The sequence below is a fragment of the Microbacter margulisiae genome (assembly GCF_014192515.1).
In the GTDB taxonomy this organism is placed as follows: Bacteria; Bacteroidota; Bacteroidia; order Bacteroidales; family Paludibacteraceae; genus Microbacter; species Microbacter margulisiae.
The window spans coordinates 1-20,785 of the sequence record NZ_JACHYB010000002.1 but is presented as its reverse complement, the minus strand read 5'-3'; the positions used below and the strand labels follow the sequence as shown (position 1 = coordinate 20,785).

Annotated in this window: 17 protein-coding genes; 12 read left to right on the top strand and 5 right to left on the bottom strand. The window is 43.1% G+C overall.

Translation table 11 applies throughout. The features are described 5' to 3' along the window. Positions 1-31 precede the first annotated feature (31 nt). The 4 genes from purD (at position 32) to argS (ending at position 5,274) form a co-directional block, all read left to right on the top strand. Positions 32-1,300 carry a phosphoribosylamine--glycine ligase gene (gene purD, locus FHX64_RS09305; RefSeq protein WP_183413598.1) on the top strand — a complete coding sequence of 423 codons (1,269 nt, stop codon included), beginning with the start codon at positions 32-34 and terminating at the stop codon, positions 1,298-1,300. A gap of 163 nt (positions 1,301-1,463) precedes the next feature. Continuing rightward, positions 1,464-2,450: an adenosine kinase gene (locus FHX64_RS09300; protein WP_183413597.1), complete on the top strand. Its 987-nt coding sequence runs from the start codon at positions 1,464-1,466 to the stop codon at positions 2,448-2,450. Beyond that, positions 2,443-3,426 (top strand): DMT family transporter, encoded by a 984-nt coding sequence (locus tag FHX64_RS09295; RefSeq protein ID WP_183413596.1) that lies wholly within the window; start codon positions 2,443-2,445, stop codon positions 3,424-3,426. The genes FHX64_RS09300 and FHX64_RS09295 overlap by 8 nt, the downstream gene beginning before the upstream one ends. Positions 3,427-3,480: 54 nt before the next feature. After that, the gene (gene argS / locus FHX64_RS09290) at positions 3,481-5,274 is read left to right on the top strand and encodes an arginine--tRNA ligase (protein WP_183413595.1); all 1,794 of its coding nucleotides are present in this window, start codon (positions 3,481-3,483) and stop codon (positions 5,272-5,274) included. 434 nt (positions 5,275-5,708) lie between these two features. On the opposite strand, the gene FHX64_RS09285 is transcribed toward argS, so the two are convergent. The 3 genes from FHX64_RS09285 to FHX64_RS09270 form a co-directional block, all read right to left on the bottom strand. Further along, a complete protein-coding gene (locus FHX64_RS09285) occupies positions 5,709-6,887 on the bottom strand; it encodes an RCC1 domain-containing protein (RefSeq protein WP_183413594.1) in 1,179 nt (392 codons plus the stop codon). Between the two features lie 3 nt (positions 6,888-6,890). After that, positions 6,891-8,051 carry an RCC1 domain-containing protein gene (locus tag FHX64_RS09280; protein WP_484502636.1) on the bottom strand — a complete coding sequence of 387 codons (1,161 nt, stop codon included), beginning with the start codon at positions 8,049-8,051 and terminating at the stop codon, positions 6,891-6,893. Between the two features lie 124 nt (positions 8,052-8,175). Beyond that, complete coding sequence (locus tag FHX64_RS09270) at positions 8,176-8,916, bottom strand: DUF6261 family protein (protein WP_183413591.1); 741 nt, start codon at positions 8,914-8,916, stop codon at positions 8,176-8,178. Positions 8,917-9,916: 1,000 nt separating this feature from the next. On the opposite strand from FHX64_RS09270, the gene FHX64_RS09265 reads away from it, so the two are divergent. Next, positions 9,917-12,367 carry a sodium-translocating pyrophosphatase gene (locus tag FHX64_RS09265; protein ID WP_183413590.1) on the top strand — a complete coding sequence of 817 codons (2,451 nt, stop codon included), beginning with the start codon at positions 9,917-9,919 and terminating at the stop codon, positions 12,365-12,367. Positions 12,368-12,449: 82 nt separating this feature from the next. On the opposite strand, the gene FHX64_RS09260 is transcribed toward FHX64_RS09265, so the two are convergent. Next, positions 12,450-12,839: a thioesterase family protein gene (locus FHX64_RS09260; RefSeq protein ID WP_343053510.1), complete on the bottom strand. Its 390-nt coding sequence runs from the start codon at positions 12,837-12,839 to the stop codon at positions 12,450-12,452. A 13-nt stretch (positions 12,840-12,852) separates the two neighbouring features. Next, on the bottom strand, positions 12,853-14,427 hold the full coding sequence (locus FHX64_RS09255; protein WP_183413589.1) for a peptide chain release factor 3: 1,575 nt from the start codon (positions 14,425-14,427) through the stop codon (positions 12,853-12,855). Between the two features lie 454 nt (positions 14,428-14,881). Between FHX64_RS09255 and trpB the strand changes: the two genes are divergently transcribed. From trpB to FHX64_RS09220, 7 genes are all read left to right on the top strand, one after another. Then, positions 14,882-16,072 carry a tryptophan synthase subunit beta gene (trpB, locus tag FHX64_RS09250; RefSeq protein WP_183413588.1) on the top strand — a complete coding sequence of 397 codons (1,191 nt, stop codon included), beginning with the start codon at positions 14,882-14,884 and terminating at the stop codon, positions 16,070-16,072. A 49-nt stretch (positions 16,073-16,121) separates the two neighbouring features. After that, entirely contained in the window at positions 16,122-17,528 is a 1,407-nt protein-coding gene (locus tag FHX64_RS09245; protein ID WP_183413587.1) for an anthranilate synthase component I family protein, read from the top strand. A gap of 24 nt (positions 17,529-17,552) precedes the next feature. Continuing rightward, positions 17,553-18,125, top strand: a complete 573-nt coding sequence (locus tag FHX64_RS09240; RefSeq protein WP_183413586.1) for an anthranilate synthase component II — start codon at positions 17,553-17,555, stop codon at positions 18,123-18,125. 38 nt (positions 18,126-18,163) lie between these two features. After that, entirely contained in the window at positions 18,164-19,159 is a 996-nt protein-coding gene (trpD, locus tag FHX64_RS09235; protein WP_183413585.1) for an anthranilate phosphoribosyltransferase, read from the top strand. 20 nt (positions 19,160-19,179) lie between these two features. Next, a complete protein-coding gene (trpC, locus tag FHX64_RS09230; RefSeq protein WP_183411794.1) occupies positions 19,180-19,950 on the top strand; it encodes an indole-3-glycerol phosphate synthase TrpC in 771 nt (256 codons plus the stop codon). A 10-nt stretch (positions 19,951-19,960) separates the two neighbouring features. Continuing rightward, entirely contained in the window at positions 19,961-20,593 is a 633-nt protein-coding gene (locus FHX64_RS09225) for a phosphoribosylanthranilate isomerase (protein ID WP_183411795.1), read from the top strand. A 13-nt stretch (positions 20,594-20,606) separates the two neighbouring features. Then, positions 20,607-20,785 (top strand): tryptophan synthase subunit alpha (locus FHX64_RS09220; RefSeq protein WP_183413584.1); only part of this gene is annotated, 179 nt, incomplete at its 3' end.

Genomic DNA, 20,785 nt, shown 5'->3' with positions numbered 1-20,785 from the left:
ACAATCTGTCAACTATTCAACTCCAACAGTCATGAACATTCTTTTATTAGGTAGTGGTGGTCGCGAACATGCTTTGGCTTGGAAACTTAGTCAAAGTCCTCTTTTGTCTCATTTGTATATTGCTCCGGGCAATGCGGGAACGGCTGCAATAGGTACCAATCTTCATCTTGCTGTGAATGATTTTGAAGGGATAAAAAAGACAGTCTTGGATCATGGTATTGGTGTAGTCATTGTGGGCCCGGAAGATCCGTTGGTGCATGGTATTGTCGATTTTTTTGCTGCCGATGAACAGTTGCGTGACATTCCGGTGATTGGCCCAAACCGTGAAGCTGCCCAATTGGAAGGGAGCAAAGATTTTTCGAAACAATTCATGATGCGTCATTCAATTCCGACGGCGCGTTACAAGAGCTTTACCTCTGAAACATTGGCAGACGGTATCGCTTTTCTGCAATCCATGAAAGCTCCCTATGTGCTTAAAGCTGACGGATTGGCTGCCGGTAAAGGGGTATTGATTCTGCACGATCCGGATGAAGCTGCCAGCGAGCTGGAGCAAATGCTTGGCGGAAAATTCGGAGCTGCCGGGAACACGGTTGTCATTGAAGAATTTTTGTCGGGCATCGAATGTTCTGTGTTTGTCATGACCGACGGGACGCATTATGTGCTTTTGCCTGAAGCTAAGGATTACAAACGCATTGGCGAAGGCGATCAGGGTTTGAATACAGGTGGAATGGGAGCAGTTTCCCCTGTCTCATTTGTAGATGAATCATTTCGTCAAAAAATTATTACCCGGGTCATTGAACCGACCATTAACGGGCTGAAAGAGGAGGGCATTGTTTACAAAGGCTTTATTTTCTTTGGCCTCATCAATGTGAACAACGATCCGTATGTGATTGAATACAACGCCAGAATGGGCGACCCTGAAACTGAAGCTGTCATGTTGCGATTAAAAAGCGATTTGGTGGATCTGCTGCAGGGCATTATTGATGAGAATCTGGATACGAAAAAGGTGGAATTCGATCCTCGCTATGCTGTTACGGTCATGTTGGTAGCCGGAGGTTATCCGGGCGCTTATGAGAAAGGAAAAGTGATGAGCGGATTCGAACGGATCAAAGACAGTTATCTTTTCCATGCCGGGACTAAATTGGCAGAAGGGAATGTGGTGACCAACGGAGGCCGTGTAATTGCCATCAGTTCTTATGGCGCTACGAAAGATGAAGCTTGCCGGCAATCGCTTGAGAATGCCAAACTGATTGATTTCGAAGGAAAATATTATCGCAGGGATATTGGATTTGATCTGTAAATCCAGCCTCTAAATTTTGATGGCGCTTTGGACAAATGCATGGTTTGTTTTTGTGGATTGCCAGGTAATGGCTTTCTGGTCAGTCCATGCTAAAATGAGTGTGGAAAAATTGCTACCTTTGTGCCGCTTTTTTTAATTGCAATATTTACTTAATCAGCAGAAAATGTCAAATAAAATTCTGGGCATGGGAAATGCCCTTGTTGACGTGTTAACAGTGTTGGAGTCTGATGAAATGCTTCATCGCCTGAACCTTCCGAAAGGTAGCATGCAGTTGATAGATAACGCCATGTTGAAGCTGTTACAAAAGGAGACTTCACATTATACCGCACATTATGTTGCCGGTGGATCGGCATCCAACACCTTGAGCATTCTTGCACGCCTCGGTGTTATCACAGAATTTATCGGGAAGATCGGGAAGGATGAAATCGGAAATTTCTTCCGTCAGGAAACGACCAACAACGGGGTAGTTCCCTCTTTCTTCTATTCACAACAACCTTCAGGACGTTGTACTGTACTTATTTCGGCAGATGGAGAACGTACCATGTGTACCTATCTTGGTGCCAGCGCTGATATGTCGGCGGAAGATTTACGCCACGAACAGTTTGAAGGATTCCGTTTGTTCCATATTGAAGGGTATTTGGTACAAAACTATGATTTGATACGAAACGCTATCAATTATGCGAAAAATCACGGGGTAACTGTTTCTCTTGATTTGTCAAGTTTCAACGTAGTGGAAGAGCATCTTGATTTTCTGCAACAGATCATTGCCGAAAAAGTGGATATTGTTTTTGCAAATGAAGATGAGGTCAAAGCGCTTACAGGAAAAGAATTGGAACCGGCAGTCGCAGAATTGGCTTCCATGTGTTCCATTGCTGTGGTGAAGATTGGGGCCAGGGGGTCCATCATCCGGCATGGTGACGACCAGTTGCATGTTCCTGTTTACGAAGCCAAAAGAGTAGATACGACCGGCGCCGGTGATGCTTATGCAGCAGGGTTTTTATATGGTTGGATTCATTCATTGCCATTGGAAATGTCGGGGCAGATCGGTTCGTTCCTTGCTGCCAATGTCATTGAAGAGATCGGTCCCAAGATTGTTTCCGATCGGTGGGACACAATTCATCAGTGGATGAAGGAACTTACATATGTTTAGTACAATTCGACAGCACAAGCTTTTTCAACCCATTACCACATATGCAGCCATCATTATTGCTATGATCTTTTTTGGGATTTCGTACGTCTGGACAAACATTGCCATGCGTACTTTCCCTGTTTTAACCCTGCTTGAGCTGCGTTTGTCCATATCGGCTGTCCTGTTGTTTGCTTTCGGGTATCTGTCCCGTTACATGCAGACGCCCCGGCGCGAAGATATCAAGTGGTTTCTGCTGATGGCGCTGTTTGAACCGTTTTTGTATTTTATTGGCGAGACATATGGCCTGACCCGTGTAAGTCCGACAACAGCTTCGGTTGTCATTTCAACAATCCCGTTGTTTGCCCCGGTTGTGGCTTACTTTCTACTGAAGGAACGCGTCACTTGGGCAAATATTGCCGGCATTGTGTTATCGGTTGGCGGTGTGATTGCTATTGTCACGGGACACCAGTCGCAATCTGGCGCCGAAACGGATAGTATAGGGTTGTTGTTACTTGCTTTGGCAGTGGTGTCTGCCATCTTTTATTCGGTTGTGTTGAAACGCCTTTCGGCGCATTATAACGGTATCACCATTGTTGGTTACCAGAATCTGATCGGCATATTTTTCTTCATGCCTTTCTTTATCCATTTCGACGGGCCGAAGCTTTCTCATTTGGTGTTGCGTGCCGATTCGGTGGAGAGTGTGCTGATGCTGGCCGTGTTTGCATCGTTCATTGCGTTTGTGTTGTTTGCTGAGGCTGTACGCCGCATCGGTGTGACACGGAGTAATGTGTTTTGCAATCTGATGCCTGCTATCACGGCTGTGTTTGCCGCCTTAATTTTGCATGAAGTGCTGGCATTTCAGCAAATGGTTGGCATTGCCATTGTGATCGGGGGCCTTTTTGTCAGCCAGATGCAATTAAGAAAGCGTACGCGGACAGCGGTATGCAAATCGGGTAATTGCCAGACGGCTGTTATTGAGAATAAAAAAATTGAATGAAATCATCCATAGAAAAAAGAGCCGGCTCTCTTTTCCATAAAAAACGAATCAGTTATGAGCATTGAAACTACAATCCGGAAAGCGGTATGCGAAGCTGTCGATAATGTCTATCACGTTGTTGTTGACGGGCAGGCGCTGCAAGTGCAGAAAACCAAGAAAGAGTTTGAGGGGGATGTGACGATTGTGATTTTTCCTTTGGCAAAACAGTTGCGCCAGTCGCCCGCTGCTATTGCCCAATCGATTGGCGAATACCTGCAACAAAACAATCCGGTGATCGCAAAGTTCAATGTTATCCAGGGTTTTCTTAACCTTACGATCGCACAAAGTTACTGGATTGAGACACTTCGCGCTATCGACGCACAACCTGCTTTCGGCGTCAAAGCTGCTGCTTCGGATGCGCCGCTGGTGATGATCGAATATTCATCGCCTAATACCAACAAGCCGCTGCACCTGGGACATATCCGCAACAACCTGTTGGGGTACAGCCTTGGCGAGATTGTCAAAGCAAACGGCAACCGCCTGGTGAAAACCAATATAGTGAACGACCGCGGTATCCATATCTGTAAGTCGATGCTGGCCTGGCAGAAATTCGGGAACGGCGCTACGCCTGAATCAACAGGCATGAAAGGTGACCATCTGGTGGGCGATTACTATGTGAAATTCGACAAAGCATATAAGCAGCAGGTTCAGGAGCTGATGGGGAAGGGAATTGACGAAGAGCAGGCCAAGAAAGAGGCTCCGCTGATGCTTGAAGCACAGGAGATGCTTCGCAAATGGGAAGCCGGCGATCCGGAAGTCCGCTCGCTGTGGGAAATGATGAACCACTGGGTTTATGCCGGGTTTGATGCTACGTACAAAGCGCTGGGCGTTGATTTCGACAAGATTTATTATGAGTCGGAGACTTACCTGACCGGAAAGCAAAAGGTTGAGGAGGGAGTTGCCAAAGGCATCTTCTATCAACGTTCCGATAATTCCGTGTGGGCTGACCTGACAGCCGACGGCCTTGACGAAAAACTGTTGCTTCGTGCTGACGGTACCTCGGTTTACATGACGCAGGACATTGGCACGGCGAAGCTTCGTTATGACGATTATCCTATCAACAAGATGATCTATGTGGTGGGGAATGAACAAAACTACCATTTTCAGGTGCTCTCCATCCTGCTGGACAAGTTGGGTTTTGCCTGGGGCAAAGATCTGGTGCATTTCTCCTACGGTATGGTTGAACTGCCGGAAGGCAAGATGAAATCGCGCGAAGGCACGGTAGTTGATGCCGATGACCTGATTGACGAAATGACGGCTACTGCCCGTCAGATGTCGGAGGAGCTGGGCAAGCTCGACCAATGCACGACGGAGGAGGCGAATGAAATTGTGCGCAAAGTCGGTCTGGGCGCTCTGAAATATTTTATTCTGAAGGTTGACCCGCGCAAAAACATGACTTTCAATCCCAAGGAGTCGGTTGATTTTAACGGGAATACCGGCCCGTTTATCCAATACACCTATGCCCGTATCCGTTCCGTGATGCGTAAGGCCGAAGAGGCTTCGCTGCAAGTCAGCGGGGTGATAAACATCTCGGAACCGCTTTCGGAAAAGGAGATCAGTCTGGTGCAGTTGCTCAACGAATTTCCTTCGGTGGTGGAAGAAGCAGGGACGGAATATTCGCCGGCAGTGGTGGCCAATTATGCCTACGAGCTGGCCAAGGAGTACAACCAGTTCTATCATGACTATCCCATTCTGAAGGAAGGTAACGAGGCATTGCGTACATTCCGCCTGATGCTTTCGTCGAATACCGCGAAAGTGCTCTTCACGGCCATGTCATTGCTGGGCATCGAGATGCCGGACAGAATGTAATAGGAGAGGGAATATAATACATAGTCTCTTCTTTTTTTAAGATACATGGATACTATGTTTCCTTTGTGATTCATATAGCTTTTGTCCTCAAACCGGACGGGCTTTTACTTTTTTCTACAGCAAAAAAAGTAAACAAAAATGCCACCGCTCTGCCTATTGTTGCTAAAAAATCATTCCGCTACGCTAAAACAAAAAAACTCGCTTCGCTCAAACAGTTTTTGTTTTTACGCTATGCTTCATGATTTTTCTTGACGCACAACAGACAATGCGGATAAAACGGACACATTGGCTGCACACAGAAAGTTAAAGAAGTCGTATTCAATTGACAATGGACAATGAAAATCTGAAGATAGCAACTGCAATGATATAATAAAGGAGGATATCCATTGTATATGGATATCCTCCTTTATGTTTTTTTGGACGAAATATAAGAATTACGGAGTAATATTGATTTGTATAGGTGTGGCAACAGGAGTTGTTGTTCCGTTACCGAGCTCTCCATGTTCGTTGTCCCCCCAACCCCAAAGAGACCCTTCTGTGTCAATTGCAAGAACGCTATAGTCTCCATCTGCTACATATTGAAATGTTTTACCGGGCATAATCTGAATAGGTACAAGAACCAATAGTTTGCCTAATAGATAATTGTCAAAACTGGTTCCCCATCCCCAAAGTAATCCGGATTCATCAATACCGAAAACAAAGTCTGAAACTGAAGAAATCATCTGATATCTTTTTTCTGTTTGCACTTTTTGGGGAATAGAAGAACTGAGTTGTGTGCTATCCCCATATTGTCCCCATGAATTTTGTCCCCATGCCCAAAGTTGACCTGAGACATCAATCGCTAATCCAGTAACATCCCCCATTATTGCATACTTAAATTTCACGCCGTCGGATATCATTTCTGGTGTTGTTCTATTTATTCGCGTACCATCGCCTAATTGGGAAAATTCATTATTACCCCAAGTCCACAAGTTACCTGAAATATCCAGCGCTACTACACTGTAACCGCGACATGAAACCTGTTGAAATCGAATGCCTGGTTTAAACTGGGTAGGGCTTACTATGATATTATTGATTGTATCTCCCAGAACTCCATATGAATTGTCCCCCCATCCCCATAGATTTCCTGCAGCATCAATAGCAAATGAGTTATACCCTCCGGATGCTATAAATACGAATTTTGTTCCGGCCATGATTTGTTTGGGAACAAGAGAGGAATTTCTTGTCCCATCCCCCAATTGTCCGTAGGTATTATTGCCCCATACCCACAGGTTTCCTGAATTATCAATAGCTAAGCCATGACTTATCCCGGATGCAACAGAAACAAAATGGTTGTCCGTGTTTAGTTTGGCAGGAGTTGTTAATCCTGTCGTATTTCCATTTCCTAATCCTCCAAATTGATTATTTCCCCAAGTCCAAATGTTTCCCGATGCATCCAGATATATGCCAACATAGTCGCCTAATGCACATTTTGCGTTTTGTGTTGTGATTCTAACATCTTCGTTTTTTGAGCATGATATGCATGCCAATATGCTAAGAATTGCTATTCCCAATATGTAGATATTCTTTCTCATCATTTTATCTTTTGATGGTTTTGTGCTGTATTCATCCATGGACTACTTATTTCCATCTTCCAAATAAATGCGTTCAGGCGTAGCTCTGCTGACAGTAGTTCCATCGCCTAGTTGCCCATATTGATTATCTCCCCAGGCCCACAAACTGCCATCTTCGCCAAAAGCCAAAACAGAATTTGAGCATGAAGCTGCTACAAACGGTGTGCTTGATTGTAATCTTAAGGGATAAGAAGATGAAGAGTATGTTCCATCTCCTATTTGTCCGTTATAATTGCTTCCCCAGCTCCATAAATGGCCTGAGTCATCAATGGCTATTGCCGTAGTTGAGGTTGATATAACGGTAAACTGTGTTCCGGATTGAATCTGATAAGGTTTTGCTTTTTGCAGGTACAGTGGAGTTTCCATACCTACTTCGCCCCATATCCATAGGTTACCTGATTCGTCTATTGCTAAGGCATCAAGCCATTCGGCTGCAATGGCTGTAAATTTTTGATTGGAATTTATTTTGTGTGGTGGACAATAGATTACTCCTGCTGCTAATGTATCAATTCCTAATGGCATGTTACTATTTAAGCCCCATGACCAGATATTGCCTGAGTTGTCAATAGCTAATGCAAATTCCGATCCTGCTGAAATGACTTTGAAAGAAACTGATGGTTCTATTTCCTGTGGCGTCGTAACATTGCCTCCGGGACTACTTCCTAATTCTCCGTAACTATTATCTCCCCAACCCCATAAATGTCCTTGGTCATCTATTGCTAAAGAGAAAATGCCTCCGCTCGATGCAGAAATAAATTTTGTTCCTGCCATAACTTGTACTGGGATATCACTGTTTGTCGTGGTCCCGTTCCCTAATTGTCCGTAGCTGTTGTTACCCCATGCCCAAAGATTACTGTCTGCATCGATAGCTAACATGCCTTTCCATGATGCAGAAACTTCTTTAAACTTGGTTCCGGCAATGATATGAACAGGGGTGGTTTTGCTTATTGTGGTACCATCGCCAAGTTGTCCATCATCATTATTTCCCCAGGTCCATAAATTCATGGAGGTATCAATAACAGCCGAACAGGTGGTTCCGGATGAACAACAACATATTATTTTTTTTGTTTTGGAAGATATTGCAGGGTATTGTTTGAGGCAGCTTTGCAATAATACCGCATTGACCGCAATGCCTACCAATAATAGAACGTTCCTTTTTATCATGCTTTTTGCCTACTCGTAAGCTTTTCGGCTTCTGCTCTTTGTCCTTTATATAATGTTTTGCTTGACATTCATGCCCCCTATCCGGCGATTTAGGATGGCCGGATAAGAGGTATGTGCTAATTTATTATGCTTCCGGTGTAGCGGTAGCAGCTTTTGCAGCGGCTTTGTTCCTGCCTTTGCGCAGGGCAAGCAGGTTGGCATAATGGTCGATGCGCAGGTTGAGCTTGGTAACAAAATCGGCATAGGCTGCTTCGCCTTCTATAACCATCAGCGCGTTGATCCGTTCTGTGAATTTGTTGTAGGCATCATCTATTTGTACCCGGATATCTTTCATCTGCAGGGCTGATTTCGCAGCCTGTTCGTCATAACGGCTGGTGAACAGATCGTCAAACTCCTTGTTTTTTGCCTCCAGTTCGGTCACCCAGCTTGTTAGCCCTATTGCAGCAACATCGGCTGCCAGAGAGCCTTTCAACAGTTCGAGCAACTTGATGATGGCTGCCGATTCCTTGTCATAGGCATAATGAGTTATGCCTGCGAAGCTGTCGAGGACAATTTTCACCCGCGATGCCGCTTCACTGACGGCAGGGTCGAAATGATGGAGCATGGCATTATCCATTTTGACGATTCCTTGTATCACATTGTCGCGGGCAATGTCGGCTGCGTCAATTTTTTCCGTTGTGGAGCTCTTGCTTATTTTGTCCATTGCTTCCAGTTCATTGGACAAAAGGGCTTTGTAGGGAGGATAGAGTAGGGGAATTTTCAAAACCTCCGGGGTTGCTTCTGTGATTAACCCGTCTACATCGGTGTGAAACTTGAAGTGTTCTTCATTATGCAAAGGTCGCAGAGAAAAATTATGTATTGACATAACGATAAAGATTAAGTGAAAAAATAAAATATTTGCTCTCTAAAGCCATTTTTCTTCGGTTTTTATAGAGTATGCCGGTCAACAATGGTGAGCCGGCTTTGTTATTTGGTGTTATTTCCTGTCGCATCGCTGCGGGAAGCAATAACATTAACGTTCTTTCACCGCTCAGAAATGAGGAAGCAATAATGTTGATGTTATTTAACGGCTCAGAAATGAGGAAGCAATAATGTTAACGTTATTTGTCCAAACACTGCTGCGGGAAGCAATTTTCCATGCGTTCTGGCTTGCCGCAGGAGTGCGCCACACTTTTTTTGTGTCAGGATGTGCTGCTTTAAACCTGCGGCAGGTCATTTTTTGCAAAAAATGGTTGAACCCGTTGTTGCCGGATCGTTTATTTTGCTAAATATTAAAGATCATCCTTTGAATCATCATTGTTTGCGTAACAAAACACAAAGACCGTTGCTTTTTGCCTGAATTTCTTGCCGGAAACGATTTCAAAAATCAATATCTGCAAATTTATTAAATGTTCCTGAGGTAGCAAATATCAACAAAAAAATCAGACTATGTTCAAAAACATATTTTTCAGTCATTGCATCATCCTGAACCTTCATGACCGTTTAACAAGCCCGGGAATCAACGCTGGAAATGAAATCAACAGGGCAAAAAGCAGAGCCTTTATTTGCGTGCAAAGTATCACTCTTTTTTTAATATACCAGCTATTTTTAGTGAATAAGGTTCGATTTGGAGGGGTAGGGTAGTTGAAACTACATTTTGCAAGTAAAATTCCCCTCAAAAAAGATATTTATAATAATTTGGGCATAAACGCCGGCTATTTACTATTTAGTAACGTGTGATGTTGGACATTTTTTATATTTTAGCGGCTTCAAATGAAAGTAGTGCCAGACGAAACGCATCTCCTGAACAGAAATAACGCACACAATCACACGGTTGTGATTGTCAACTATATTTGAGATACTCTAACCTTTAATTAATCGTCTTTATGAAAAAACTGTCGTTATTATTAGCAGGGCTTTCGCTGCCGATGTTGACATGGGCAAGTGAAGCAAATCTTAAAATTCCTACTTTATCTGCAGATCAGAACCATCTTCTCATCTGGGGTTTTGTTATCTGCGCATTAGGCCTTCTGTTCGGCCTTTATCAATTCTTGAAAGTGAAAGCCATCAGGGCGCATCAATCAATGCTCGATGTGTCGAACGTTATTTTTGCTACCTGTAAGACCTATTTACTCCAACAGGGTAAATTTCTGATCTGGTTGTTCCTTTTCATCGCAGCGTGTGTTACGTTCTATTTTGGGTTCCTCGAAAGCAACAGTGCCTGGGGTGTATTGCTGATCTTAGGATGGACCGTGTTGGGTATTCTGGGTTCATACAGTGTGGCATGGTTCGGTATTCGTATGAATACACTGGCCAATAGCCGTATGGCTTTTGCTTCGCTGGAACGCAAACCGCTCAAGTTGCTGAATATTCCTTTGAATGCAGGCATGAGCATCGGTGTTATGCTTGTCAGCATCGAACTGATCATGATGTTGATCATCCTCGTATTGATGCCGCGCGACGTAGCCGGAGCATGCTTCGTGGGATTTGCCATTGGTGAATCTCTGGGTGCTGCTGCACTGCGTATTGCAGGGGGTATCTTCACCAAGATTGCCGATATCGGCTCTGACTTAATGAAAGTTGTTTTCAAAATTGACGAAGACGATCCACGTAACCCCGGCGTTATAGCCGACTGTACCGGTGACAACGCTGGCGACAGTGTTGGTCCAACCGCTGATGGTTTCGAAACATACGGGGTTACCGGTGTAGCTCTTATCTCATTTATCGTACTTGCCGTTGGTACCATCACCAACAATAAATTCATTGCTAATCCCGAATGGCAGGCAAGCTTCCTGACATGGATCTTTGTAATGCGTATCCTGATGATCATCACTTCAGTGGTTGCTTTTTGGATTAATGGCGCTTTGAGCAAAAAACTATACAGCAATAGTGATGATTTGGATTTTGAACGCCCATTGACCAATCTGGTTTGGATCACATCGCTGCTGAGTATTGTCGTTACTTTCTTTGCAAGTTATTTCATGGTAGGTCCCGACACATTATTAGGTCAGGTTAATCCGCATCTGTGGATTATTCTATCTGTCATCATAAGTTGCGGAACACTTGGCGGAGCGCTTATCCCTGAATTTACAAAGCTCTTTACCAGCCCTAAATCGGCACACGTACAGGAAGTAGTTGGCGCCAGCAAGGAAGGCGGGGCTTCATTGAATATTTTGTCCGGTTTTGTTGCCGGTAACTTCTCTGCTTTCTGGATGGGAGCCGTGTTTGTTGTCCTGATGTTGATCGCCTATTTGGCCAGTACCTTCGGACTGGAACAATTCATGTCCTATTCTTCCATTTTTGCCTTTGGTTTGGTTGCTTTCGGTTTGCTGGGCATGGGACCTGTTACGATTGCCGTTGACAGCTATGGGCCTGTAACCGATAATGCTCAATCTGTATATGAACTCTCATTGATTGAAGATGTACCTAATGTTGCTGCTGAAATTGAAAAAGAGTTTGGGTTCAAACCTGACTTCGAAAAAGCAAAACATTACCTCGAAGCCAATGATGGTGCTGGCAATACCTTCAAAGCAACTGCGAAACCGGTACTGATCGGTACGGCTGTTGTAGGTGCCACAACGATGATTTTCTCTATCATTCTGGTGATTCAGAATGTTCTTGGCGTGGCTCCTGAAACCATCCTTAACGTATTGAATCCATGGACGATTCTCGGATTCCTTTGTGGTGGAGCTGTCATTTACTGGTTTACCGGTGCTTCGATGCAGGCTGTAACTACCGGCGCTTACCGTGCTGTGGAATACATCAAACGCAACATCAACCTTGATCCGGACGCTGAAAAGAAAGCTTCGATGGAGAAATCAAAAGAAGTGGTGAAGATTTGTACCCAATATGCTCAGCACGGGATGTGGAATATTTTCCCTGCTATCTTTAGCTTTGCTTTGGCATTTGCATTCATCTCCGGGACTGAAGTTACAGGGGTTGTTTCTCCGGCAGTTCAGTTTGCGGCAGCTTCTTTCTTTGTTAGCTATCTGATCGCGATTGCCATATTCGGTTTGTTCCAGGCTATCTTTATGGCAAATGCAGGTGGTTGCTGGGACAATAGCAAGAAGGTGGTTGAAGTTGACCTGAAAATGAAGGGTACCGAATTGCATGATGCTACCATCGTTGGTGACACCGTAGGCGACCCGTTCAAAGATACTTCTTCTGTTGCCATGAATCCGATCATCAAGTTTACAACCTTGTTCGGCCTTTTGGCAATGGAAATTGCAATCTCAGCCAATTTCCGTCCGGTTGCTCCTTACATCGGAGGTGCATTCCTGATCATTGCATTCTATTTTGTATGGCGTTCGTTCTACAAGATGAAGATTAAGAAATAACCGTCTTTGCAACACATAACAAAAGAGGCAGTTCCCCAATGGGAACTGCTTCTTTTATTTTAGAATAAAGCCGATAATAAATTTACGATAGTTTTGCCATAAATCGTTCGCGATCGACGACAAACCGTTCGTGTGTTCCTTCGCCGATAAGATGCTGATCTGCATCATATGCATTTACTTCAAAACGGATACGTCTGCCATCCACTTCTGTAATCATCGCATGGCAGGTAATGGTTGCATTCAGCGGCGATGCTTTGAGGTGGGTAATGGCAATTGAAATGCCTACGGTTGTTTCGGCAGAAGTAAGAAATGGAGCGACTGCCTGCATAGCGGTGTTTTCCATCCATGCAATCAAAGCCGGGGTTGCCAGCACAGGCAATAAGCCCGATCCGACTTTATCGGCCAGTTGCATTGTTTCTACGACATATGTTTGCTGTAGTGTCGTTCCGGTAGTAATATCTGTTAATGCCATCTTGAATTGTATTTTAAAATTCTGATGAAAAATGGAACCGAATATTCTTGAAATCCTGTTGTGCCATTTGTAGGATATAGCCAGAATCTGCTAAAAAGACATCGCGCCCTTCCTTATCGACTGCCATGTATTGAAACTTACGGCGTTTGAAGTTTTCTAATTCATCCTTGTCGTCACTTTCAATCCAACAAGCCTTATATAAAGAAAGAGGTTCCCATTTTGATTGAGCTCCGTATTCATGAAGCAATCGGTATTGAATCACCTCAAACTGAAGTTGACCTACTGTTCCAATAATTTTTCGTCCGTTATTTTGGTGGATAAATAGCTGCGCAACACCTTCATCCATCAGTTGATCAATGCCTTTGTTCAGTTGTTTCGCTTTCATCGGATCTGCATTCTCGATGTATTTGAACATCTCGGGAGAGAAGCTTGGCAGACCTTTGAAGTGAATCTCCTCTCCGGAAGTGAGGCTATCGCCGATTTTGAAATTGCCGGTATCGGGAAGCCCCACGATATCGCCGGGATAAGCCTCGTCCACCACCTCCTTCTTTTGTGCCATGAAGGCTGTCGGGCTTGAGAAACGGAGCATTTTGTTTTGGCGCACATGTTTGTAGTTGACGTTCCGTTCGAATTTCCCGGAACATACTTTGACGAAAGCAATACAACTCCGATGGTTAGGATCCATGTTGGCATGTATTTTGAAAATGAAGCCGGAAAAGGCTTCTTCTTCAGGATGTATGACACGTTCCATCGCCTGTGTCGGAAGGGGGCAGGGCGCAATTTGTACGAAACAGTCCAATAGCTCTTTTACTCCGAAATTATTCAAAGCGCTTCCGAAAAATACAGGAGCCAAGTGGCCTTCCAGATATGGTTTTGTGTCAAAGAGAGGATAAACACCTTCGATGATTTCCATGTCTTCACGTAATTTTGCGGTGTGATTGCCAATGTATTTTTCCAAATCGGGATGATGAATATCATCAAACTTAATGGATTCTGTGATTGTTTGCTTGCTGGGAGTGTATAGGTCGAGTTTGTGTTCAAAAATATTATAAACCCCTTTGAAAGTTTGTCCGCCACCGATCGGCCAACTGAGTGGGCGCACATGAATGGACAACTCAGCCTCGATTTCGTCCAACAAATCAAAAGGATCTTTGCCTTCGCGGTCCATTTTGTTGATGAAAACAATGACTGGCGTATTGCGCATACGACATACTTCCATCAGTTTCCGCGTTTGCGCCTCGACTCCTTTGGCGGCGTCAATCACGATGATGACACTGTCGACGGCAGTTAAGGTGCGGAATGTATCTTCGGCAAAATCCTGGTGGCCGGGCGTATCGAGGATATTGATTTTATACCCATTGTAGTCGAAACCCATCACGGATGTGGCTACTGAAATTCCCCGTTGCTTTTCAATCTCCATCCAGTCGGATGTAGCTGTTTTCTTTATTTTGTTTGATTTTACAGCGCCGGCAACATGAATGGCGCCTCCAAAGAGCAATAATTTTTCAGTTAGTGTGGTTTTCCCTGCGTCAGGATGGCTTATGATGGCAAAAGTGCGGCGGCGTTTAATCTCGTCTTGAAAATTCATGCGTGTCGTTATGTGATTTTAGAATGCAAAATTACTTCAAGACGCTCAAAATGACAAATGATGCACGGTGGCAATTCAGGAATATCGCTATTATGGATCAATTCGGGGTTTCTGAGTGGCATTGTGGTATCGAAATGTCGTTTTATTACTGCAATTGCTTTCTTTCGAACGGTTATTTTGCAGAATAATGAACTTTTTTTCGTGACATATTTGTTTTTGAAAAAAATAGTCTATCTTTGTGCCATTCAAACAGACAAAAAAATGACAATGCAACAGATCAATAAATTTTGGTGGTGGCGCTTACAACTTTCCGAAAGTCGTGAGTAGCACTGCTGTGTATCTGTATAAGTCAATTTCCCTATAAAGATCAAAGCCCGTCGCATCACGACGGGCTTTTTTTGTATAAAACGATTTTAGAACTGGATCAAAACGAATCAATCAAATACATACCGACATGAACTATCAAGTAAATGAAAATGGTTACTACGGCCAATTTGGAGGAGCATACATTCCGGAGATTTTGTATGCTAATATAGAGGAACTGAAAAATAATTACCTCTCTATTATCAATGATCCGGCGTTTCAGAAAGAATATGCCGATCTTTTGCGTGATTATGTGGGACGTCCCTCGCCGCTCTTTTTGGCGCAACGCCTTTCGGAAAAGTACAGGACTACTATTTATTTGAAACGCGAAGACCTGAACCACACGGGAGCGCATAAAATCAATAACTCCATAGGACAGGTGCTTTTGGCACGCCGGATGGGGAAGACCCGTATCATTGCGGAAACCGGAGCCGGTCAGCACGGAGTTGCTACAGCCACAGTCTGCGCCTTACTCAATATGCCGTGTTTTGTCTATATGGGTGCGACTGATGTGGAGCGACAACATCTGAATGTTCAAAAAATGGAGATGCTTGGGGCAACGGTGGTTCCGGTGCATAGTGGAAACAAAACGCTTAAGGACGCTACGAATGAAGCTATCCGCGACTGGTGTAGTCATCCGGTGGATACCCACTATGTTATAGGATCGACAATAGGGCCGCATCCTTATCCGGATCTGGTTGCCCGTTTTCAATCGATTATCAGTCAAGAAATGATGCAACAGCTTGAAGAAAAAACGGGGCGCAACTATCCGGACTATGTCGTTGCGTGTGTAGGCGGAGGAAGTAATGCAGCAGGAGCTTTCTATCATTATCTGGATAACGAGAAAGTGCGCTTTATAGCCGCTGAAGCCGCGGGAAAAGGCGTTGATACCCCTTATTCAGCTGCGACCATTCACTTAGGCAAAGAAGGCATTATTCACGGTTGCCGCACGTTGATCATGCAGAGTGAAGATGGGCAAATTGAAGAACCTTACTCCATCTCGGCAGGACTGGATTATCCAGGTATAGGACCTTTGCATGCCTATCTGGCAAAGGTTCATCGCTCGCAGGTATTGGCCATTACGGATGACGAAGCCATGGAAGCCGCTTTTGAACTGACCCGTATGGAAGGAATTATCCCAGCCCTGGAATCGGCACATGCATTAGCTGTTCTCAACAAAATCTCCTTTAAACCTGACGATGTTGTTGTTGTAAATTTGTCGGGGAGAGGGGATAAAGATATGGAGACTTATGTAAAAGCGATGAACGATAAAAAAGCTTAGCAACAGAATGATGAATGGTGATTTTGCTACCACATAAAAACATAATCAGATGAAAACAAAACTTAGAACGATATCAAAAAAACTATTGGCAGATTTGCATACGCCGGTTTCCATTTATCTAAAGATTCGCGACATTTACCCGGAATCGGTGTTGCTTGAAAGTTCCGATTATCACGGAAGTGACAACAGTTACTCTTTTATTGGGTTGCAGGCTGCCGCTAAATTTATTGCTTCGGACGATACGGTGACCGAGCAATATCCTAATGGAGAAATATTGAACTATGCGATTAATAGTTATAACTCGCTTCCGGAACAATTACAGCGTTTTACCAATTCGTTTGAAATCGTTGATAATAAAAATGAATTGCCATTCAACGGATTCTTTGGATATACTGCTTACGATGCCGTACGATATTTTGAAAAAGTACCCATTCAACCCCAGAAGAGTTCAACGCAGGTGCCTGATATGTATTACATTCTTTATAAATACATTCTGGTCATCGACCATTTCAAAAACGAATTGTTTATTGTCGAAAACCTGTTTAACGCCGAACAAAGCCGGATGGACGAGGTTATTTCACATTTGGAAAACCGGAACTATGCTTCGTATAATTTTGCACCGAAAGGAGAAGAATTATGCAATATGTCCGATGAGCATTATAAGGAGACAGTGAAGCAAGGTATCCAACATTGCAAACGTGGAGATACGTTCCAGATCGTGATCTCACGCCGCTTCGGACAGCCTTTTACCGGAGATGATTTTAAGGTTTACAGGGCTTTACGCTCTATCAATCCGTCACCTTATCTTTTTTATTTTGATTTTGGTTCGTTCCGTATTTTTGGTTCTTCTCCCGAAACACATGTTCAGGTGAAAAAAGGCAAAGCATATATTGATCCTATTGCCGGCACTTTTCGCCGTACCGGTGATGATGAAAAAGACCTTCAATTGGCCGAAGCGTTACTAAAAGATCCGAAAGAAAATGCCGAACATGTGATGTTAGTCGATTTGGCTCGAAATGATTTGAGCCGTAATGCATCTGATGTACAACTTGATATTTATAAAGAAGTGCAGTTTTATTCTCATGTTATTCATCTGGTATCAAGGGTGAGCGGTAAGTTATTCCCTGATGTTCATCCGGTGCGTTTGTTTGCCGATACATTCCCTGCCGGAACGCTTTCAGGCGCTCCCAAAGTGCGTGCCATGCAACTTATCAATGAGATTGAACCCGATACAAGAGGCATTTATGGAGGGTGCATCGGTTATATCGGGCTAAACGGTGATATAAATCAGGCTATTACTATCCGTACGTTCTTAAGTATAAAAAATACGCTTTATTATCAGGCAGGAGCAGGTATTGTGGCAAAATCAGATCCTGAGAGTGAGCTTCAGGAAGTTAATAACAAATTAGGGGCATTGAAGAAAGCTATTGATTTAGCAGCAACGCTCAAAAATTAAATCATCATTTCAATAGATATATATATGAAATCCAATCTATTAATCTTCGATAACTACGATTCTTTTACCTATAATTTGGTACATGCTGTTCGCAAATTGGGATATAATCAGGTAGAAGTGATTCGTAATGATCAGATTGCTGTGGAAGAAGTTGAGCATTTTGATAAAATAATTCTTTCACCTGGGCCTGGCATTCCTTCTGAAGCAGGCATTTTGTTGCCTTTGATCCAGCGTTATGCCCCTACGAAAAGTATACTGGGAGTCTGTCTTGGACATCAGGCTATTGCAGAAAGCTTTGGCGCTACGCTTGAAAATACGGAAGAAGTATATCATGGCATCAGTAGCCCTGTGCATGTGATCGAGAGTGATCCATTGTTTACTAATATTCCGAATACTTTCGAAGCTGGTCGCTATCATTCCTGGATTGTCAGTAACCAGGCATTACCTAAATGTTTGCGTGTAACGGCTGTTTCCGATGAAGGCATTATCATGGCATTACGCCATAAAGAGTATGATGTCTGGGGTGTGCAATTTCATCCTGAGTCCGTATTAACTCCAATGGGGGAACAAATTATCCTAAACTGGCTGAAATTATAATCTATAATTTTCTACGACCTAAACAAAATTATTTTCGTATGAAAGAACTTTTATATCGATTATTCGAACATCAATATCTTGATCGGGAAGAGGCCCGGATGGTTTTGACCAATATGGCCGAAGGAAGATACAACGATGCTCAGATTGCCGCTTTTGTGACGGTATATCTTATGCGAAGCATCACTGTGGATGAGTTGATAGGATTTCGCGAAGCTTTGCTTCAGATGCGTGTTCCCGTGTCGTTAAGTGAATATAATCCTATAGATATCGTTGGCACTGGCGGTGACAACCACAACACATTTAATATTTCAACACTAAGTTGTTTTGTGGTTGCCGGAGCGGGATACAAGGTAGCCAAGCATGGCAATTATGGAGCAACCTCCGTGAGTGGTGCTTCAAATGTGATGGAGCAGCATGGAGTGAAGTTTACCCGCGACAACGATCTTTTACGCCGTTCCATTGAAGAGACGAATATGGCATATTTGCATGCACCATTCTTTAATCTGGCGCTTAAAACTGTTGCTCCTGTGCGAAAAGCGTTGCAGGTACGTAGCTTCTTCAATGTCTTGGGCCCTTTGGTGAATCCTATCCAACCAAAGCGTAATATGCTGGGGGTTTTTAATCTGAAAATGGCTCGTTTGTACTACTATATGTATCAGCAGGAAAATGTTGATTTTTCCATCGTGCATAGCCTGGATGGTTATGATGAGATTTCACTTACGAGTGATTTTAAGGTAATTGATAAAAATGGAGAGAAGATGTATACTCCTGAATTATTACATTTTGAACGTGTTTCTCAAGCTGCTTTGGACGGAGGGAAAACTCCTGAAGATGCAGCCAGGATATTCGATAATGTGTTGCAGAACAAGGCAACTCTTGCACAAAAAAATGTGGTTGTCATTAATGCTGCTTTTGCCATTCGGACAATTAATCCTGAGTTGTCTTTGGAAGAATGCATTGATCAGGCAAAAAACTCTATAGAAAGTGGTGCCGCATTAAACACGTTGAAAAAATTTATAGCGTTGAATAGTTAACCTTCTCAATTTATATTTTTATGAATATTCTTGATACCATTATTGCACGAAAGAAAATTGAAGTAGCGGAACAGAAAAACGCAGGATTATTATCTGCCATCCAACAACAAACTCATCCGTTATACTCTTTGAAAGATGCTTTGCGTTCCTCGTCTACGGGAATTATTGCAGAGTTTAAACGTAAATCGCCTTCAAAGGGGTGGATTTTCCCTGATGCTGATGTGTCAACAATTCCCGCAGGATATGCAAGCGAAGGTGCGACTGGACTTTCTATTTTGACGGACGAATATTTTTTTGGAGGTTCCCTCAATGATTTGCAGCAGGCAAGAGCTTTAGTTAAACTCCCTGTGTTACGTAAGGATTTTATAATCGATCCGTATCAAATTCAAATAGCAAAAGCTGCTGGAGCTGATGTTGTTTTGTTGATTGCAGCGGCTTTGTCTATCAGTGAATGTAAGATGTTAGCCAGCGAAGCTCATGCATTAGGACTGGAAGTGTTGCTCGAAATTCACGAAAAATCTGAATTCGACTATATTCATTCCAATGTTGATATTGTGGGTGTTAATAACCGGAATCTGAAAACTTTTGTGACGGATGTAGAAACTTCTTTTCGCTTAGGCGCTGCTATACCTGAAGAGTATATCAAAATTTCCGAAAGCGGCATTAGCGATCCACATACGGTTAAGGAGCTTCGCCAGGCTGGATTTCGGGGCTTTTTGATGGGAGAAACGTTTATGAAAGAGGTTAATCCTGATCTGGCTTTGGCCCGCTTCATTCATTCTTTAAAATAAATCGGATAAGATGAAGAGTACTTTAAAAATAAAAATTTGTGGGATGAAGCACCCTGAAAATATTTTTTCTGTTGCTGCCTTAAAGCCTGACTTTATGGGTTTTATATTTTATTCAAAATCCTCTCGTTTTATAGGAAAACTTGATCCGGAATATATTGCAAATCTTCCGGCGTCTGTTTGTCCTGTAGGTGTCTTTGTCGATGAAGATCAGGAAACTGTACTTACAATGGCATTAAAATATCATCTAAAGGCGGTACAATTACATGGTAATGAGTCGCCGGTAATGTGTCATTTTTTGCAGGATAAAGGACTGCAAGTTATAAAGGCATTAAGCATTGCTAAAAAGAATGATATACAAACGGCTAAGGCTTATGATACTCATTGCAATTATCTGCTTTTCGATTCAAAGACACCTCTTTATGGTGGATCGGGACTTCAATATGATTGGCATATTCTGCATGAATATGATGGGGCAACGCCTTTCTTTTTAAGTGGTGGTATAGGCCTGGATGATATACTTCGCATACAGTCTTTTAGACATCCGGAATTATATGGCATTGATGTTAATAGCCGGTTTGAAATATTTCCTGGTTTGAAAAATATAGATGCATTAACTGTTTTTATGAATGAACTTAACTTTTGAAAATGAGAATAATATGAATCGCCTTCACAATCTTTTTCAGCAAAAAAATGCAAGGATTCTTTCTGTGTATTTTACAGCAGGGTTTCCTCAGTTAAATGACACTCGCGAAATTTTACGGCAGCTTCAGGCTCATCATGTAGATATGGTTGAAATAGGAATCCCCTTTTCTGATCCTATGGCTGATGGTGTAGT

What these genes read in the sequence shown, in the direction of transcription:
- purD (WP_183413598.1), top strand. Translation starts at nt 32, where the DNA reads ATGAACATTCTTTTATTAGGTAGTGGTGGTCGCGAACATGCTTTGGCT.
- FHX64_RS09300 (WP_183413597.1), top strand. Translation starts at nt 1,464, where the DNA reads ATGTCAAATAAAATTCTGGGCATGGGAAATGCCCTTGTTGACGTGTTA.
- FHX64_RS09295 (WP_183413596.1), top strand. Translation starts at nt 2,443, where the DNA reads ATGTTTAGTACAATTCGACAGCACAAGCTTTTTCAACCCATTACCACA.
- argS (WP_183413595.1), top strand. Translation starts at nt 3,481, where the DNA reads ATGAGCATTGAAACTACAATCCGGAAAGCGGTATGCGAAGCTGTCGAT.
- FHX64_RS09285 (WP_183413594.1), bottom strand. Translation starts at nt 6,887, where the DNA reads ATGGATGAATACAGCACAAAACCATCAAAAGATAAAATGATGAGAAAG.
- FHX64_RS09280 (WP_484502636.1), bottom strand. Translation starts at nt 8,051, where the DNA reads ATGATAAAAAGGAACGTTCTATTATTGGTAGGCATTGCGGTCAATGCG.
- FHX64_RS09270 (WP_183413591.1), bottom strand. Translation starts at nt 8,916, where the DNA reads ATGTCAATACATAATTTTTCTCTGCGACCTTTGCATAATGAAGAACAC.
- FHX64_RS09265 (WP_183413590.1), top strand. Translation starts at nt 9,917, where the DNA reads ATGAAAAAACTGTCGTTATTATTAGCAGGGCTTTCGCTGCCGATGTTG.
- FHX64_RS09260 (WP_343053510.1), bottom strand. Translation starts at nt 12,839, where the DNA reads ATGGCATTAACAGATATTACTACCGGAACGACACTACAGCAAACATAT.
- FHX64_RS09255 (WP_183413589.1), bottom strand. Translation starts at nt 14,427, where the DNA reads ATGAATTTTCAAGACGAGATTAAACGCCGCCGCACTTTTGCCATCATA.
- trpB (WP_183413588.1), top strand. Translation starts at nt 14,882, where the DNA reads ATGAACTATCAAGTAAATGAAAATGGTTACTACGGCCAATTTGGAGGA.
- FHX64_RS09245 (WP_183413587.1), top strand. Translation starts at nt 16,122, where the DNA reads ATGAAAACAAAACTTAGAACGATATCAAAAAAACTATTGGCAGATTTG.
- FHX64_RS09240 (WP_183413586.1), top strand. Translation starts at nt 17,553, where the DNA reads ATGAAATCCAATCTATTAATCTTCGATAACTACGATTCTTTTACCTAT.
- trpD (WP_183413585.1), top strand. Translation starts at nt 18,164, where the DNA reads ATGAAAGAACTTTTATATCGATTATTCGAACATCAATATCTTGATCGG.
- trpC (WP_183411794.1), top strand. Translation starts at nt 19,180, where the DNA reads ATGAATATTCTTGATACCATTATTGCACGAAAGAAAATTGAAGTAGCG.
- FHX64_RS09225 (WP_183411795.1), top strand. Translation starts at nt 19,961, where the DNA reads ATGAAGAGTACTTTAAAAATAAAAATTTGTGGGATGAAGCACCCTGAA.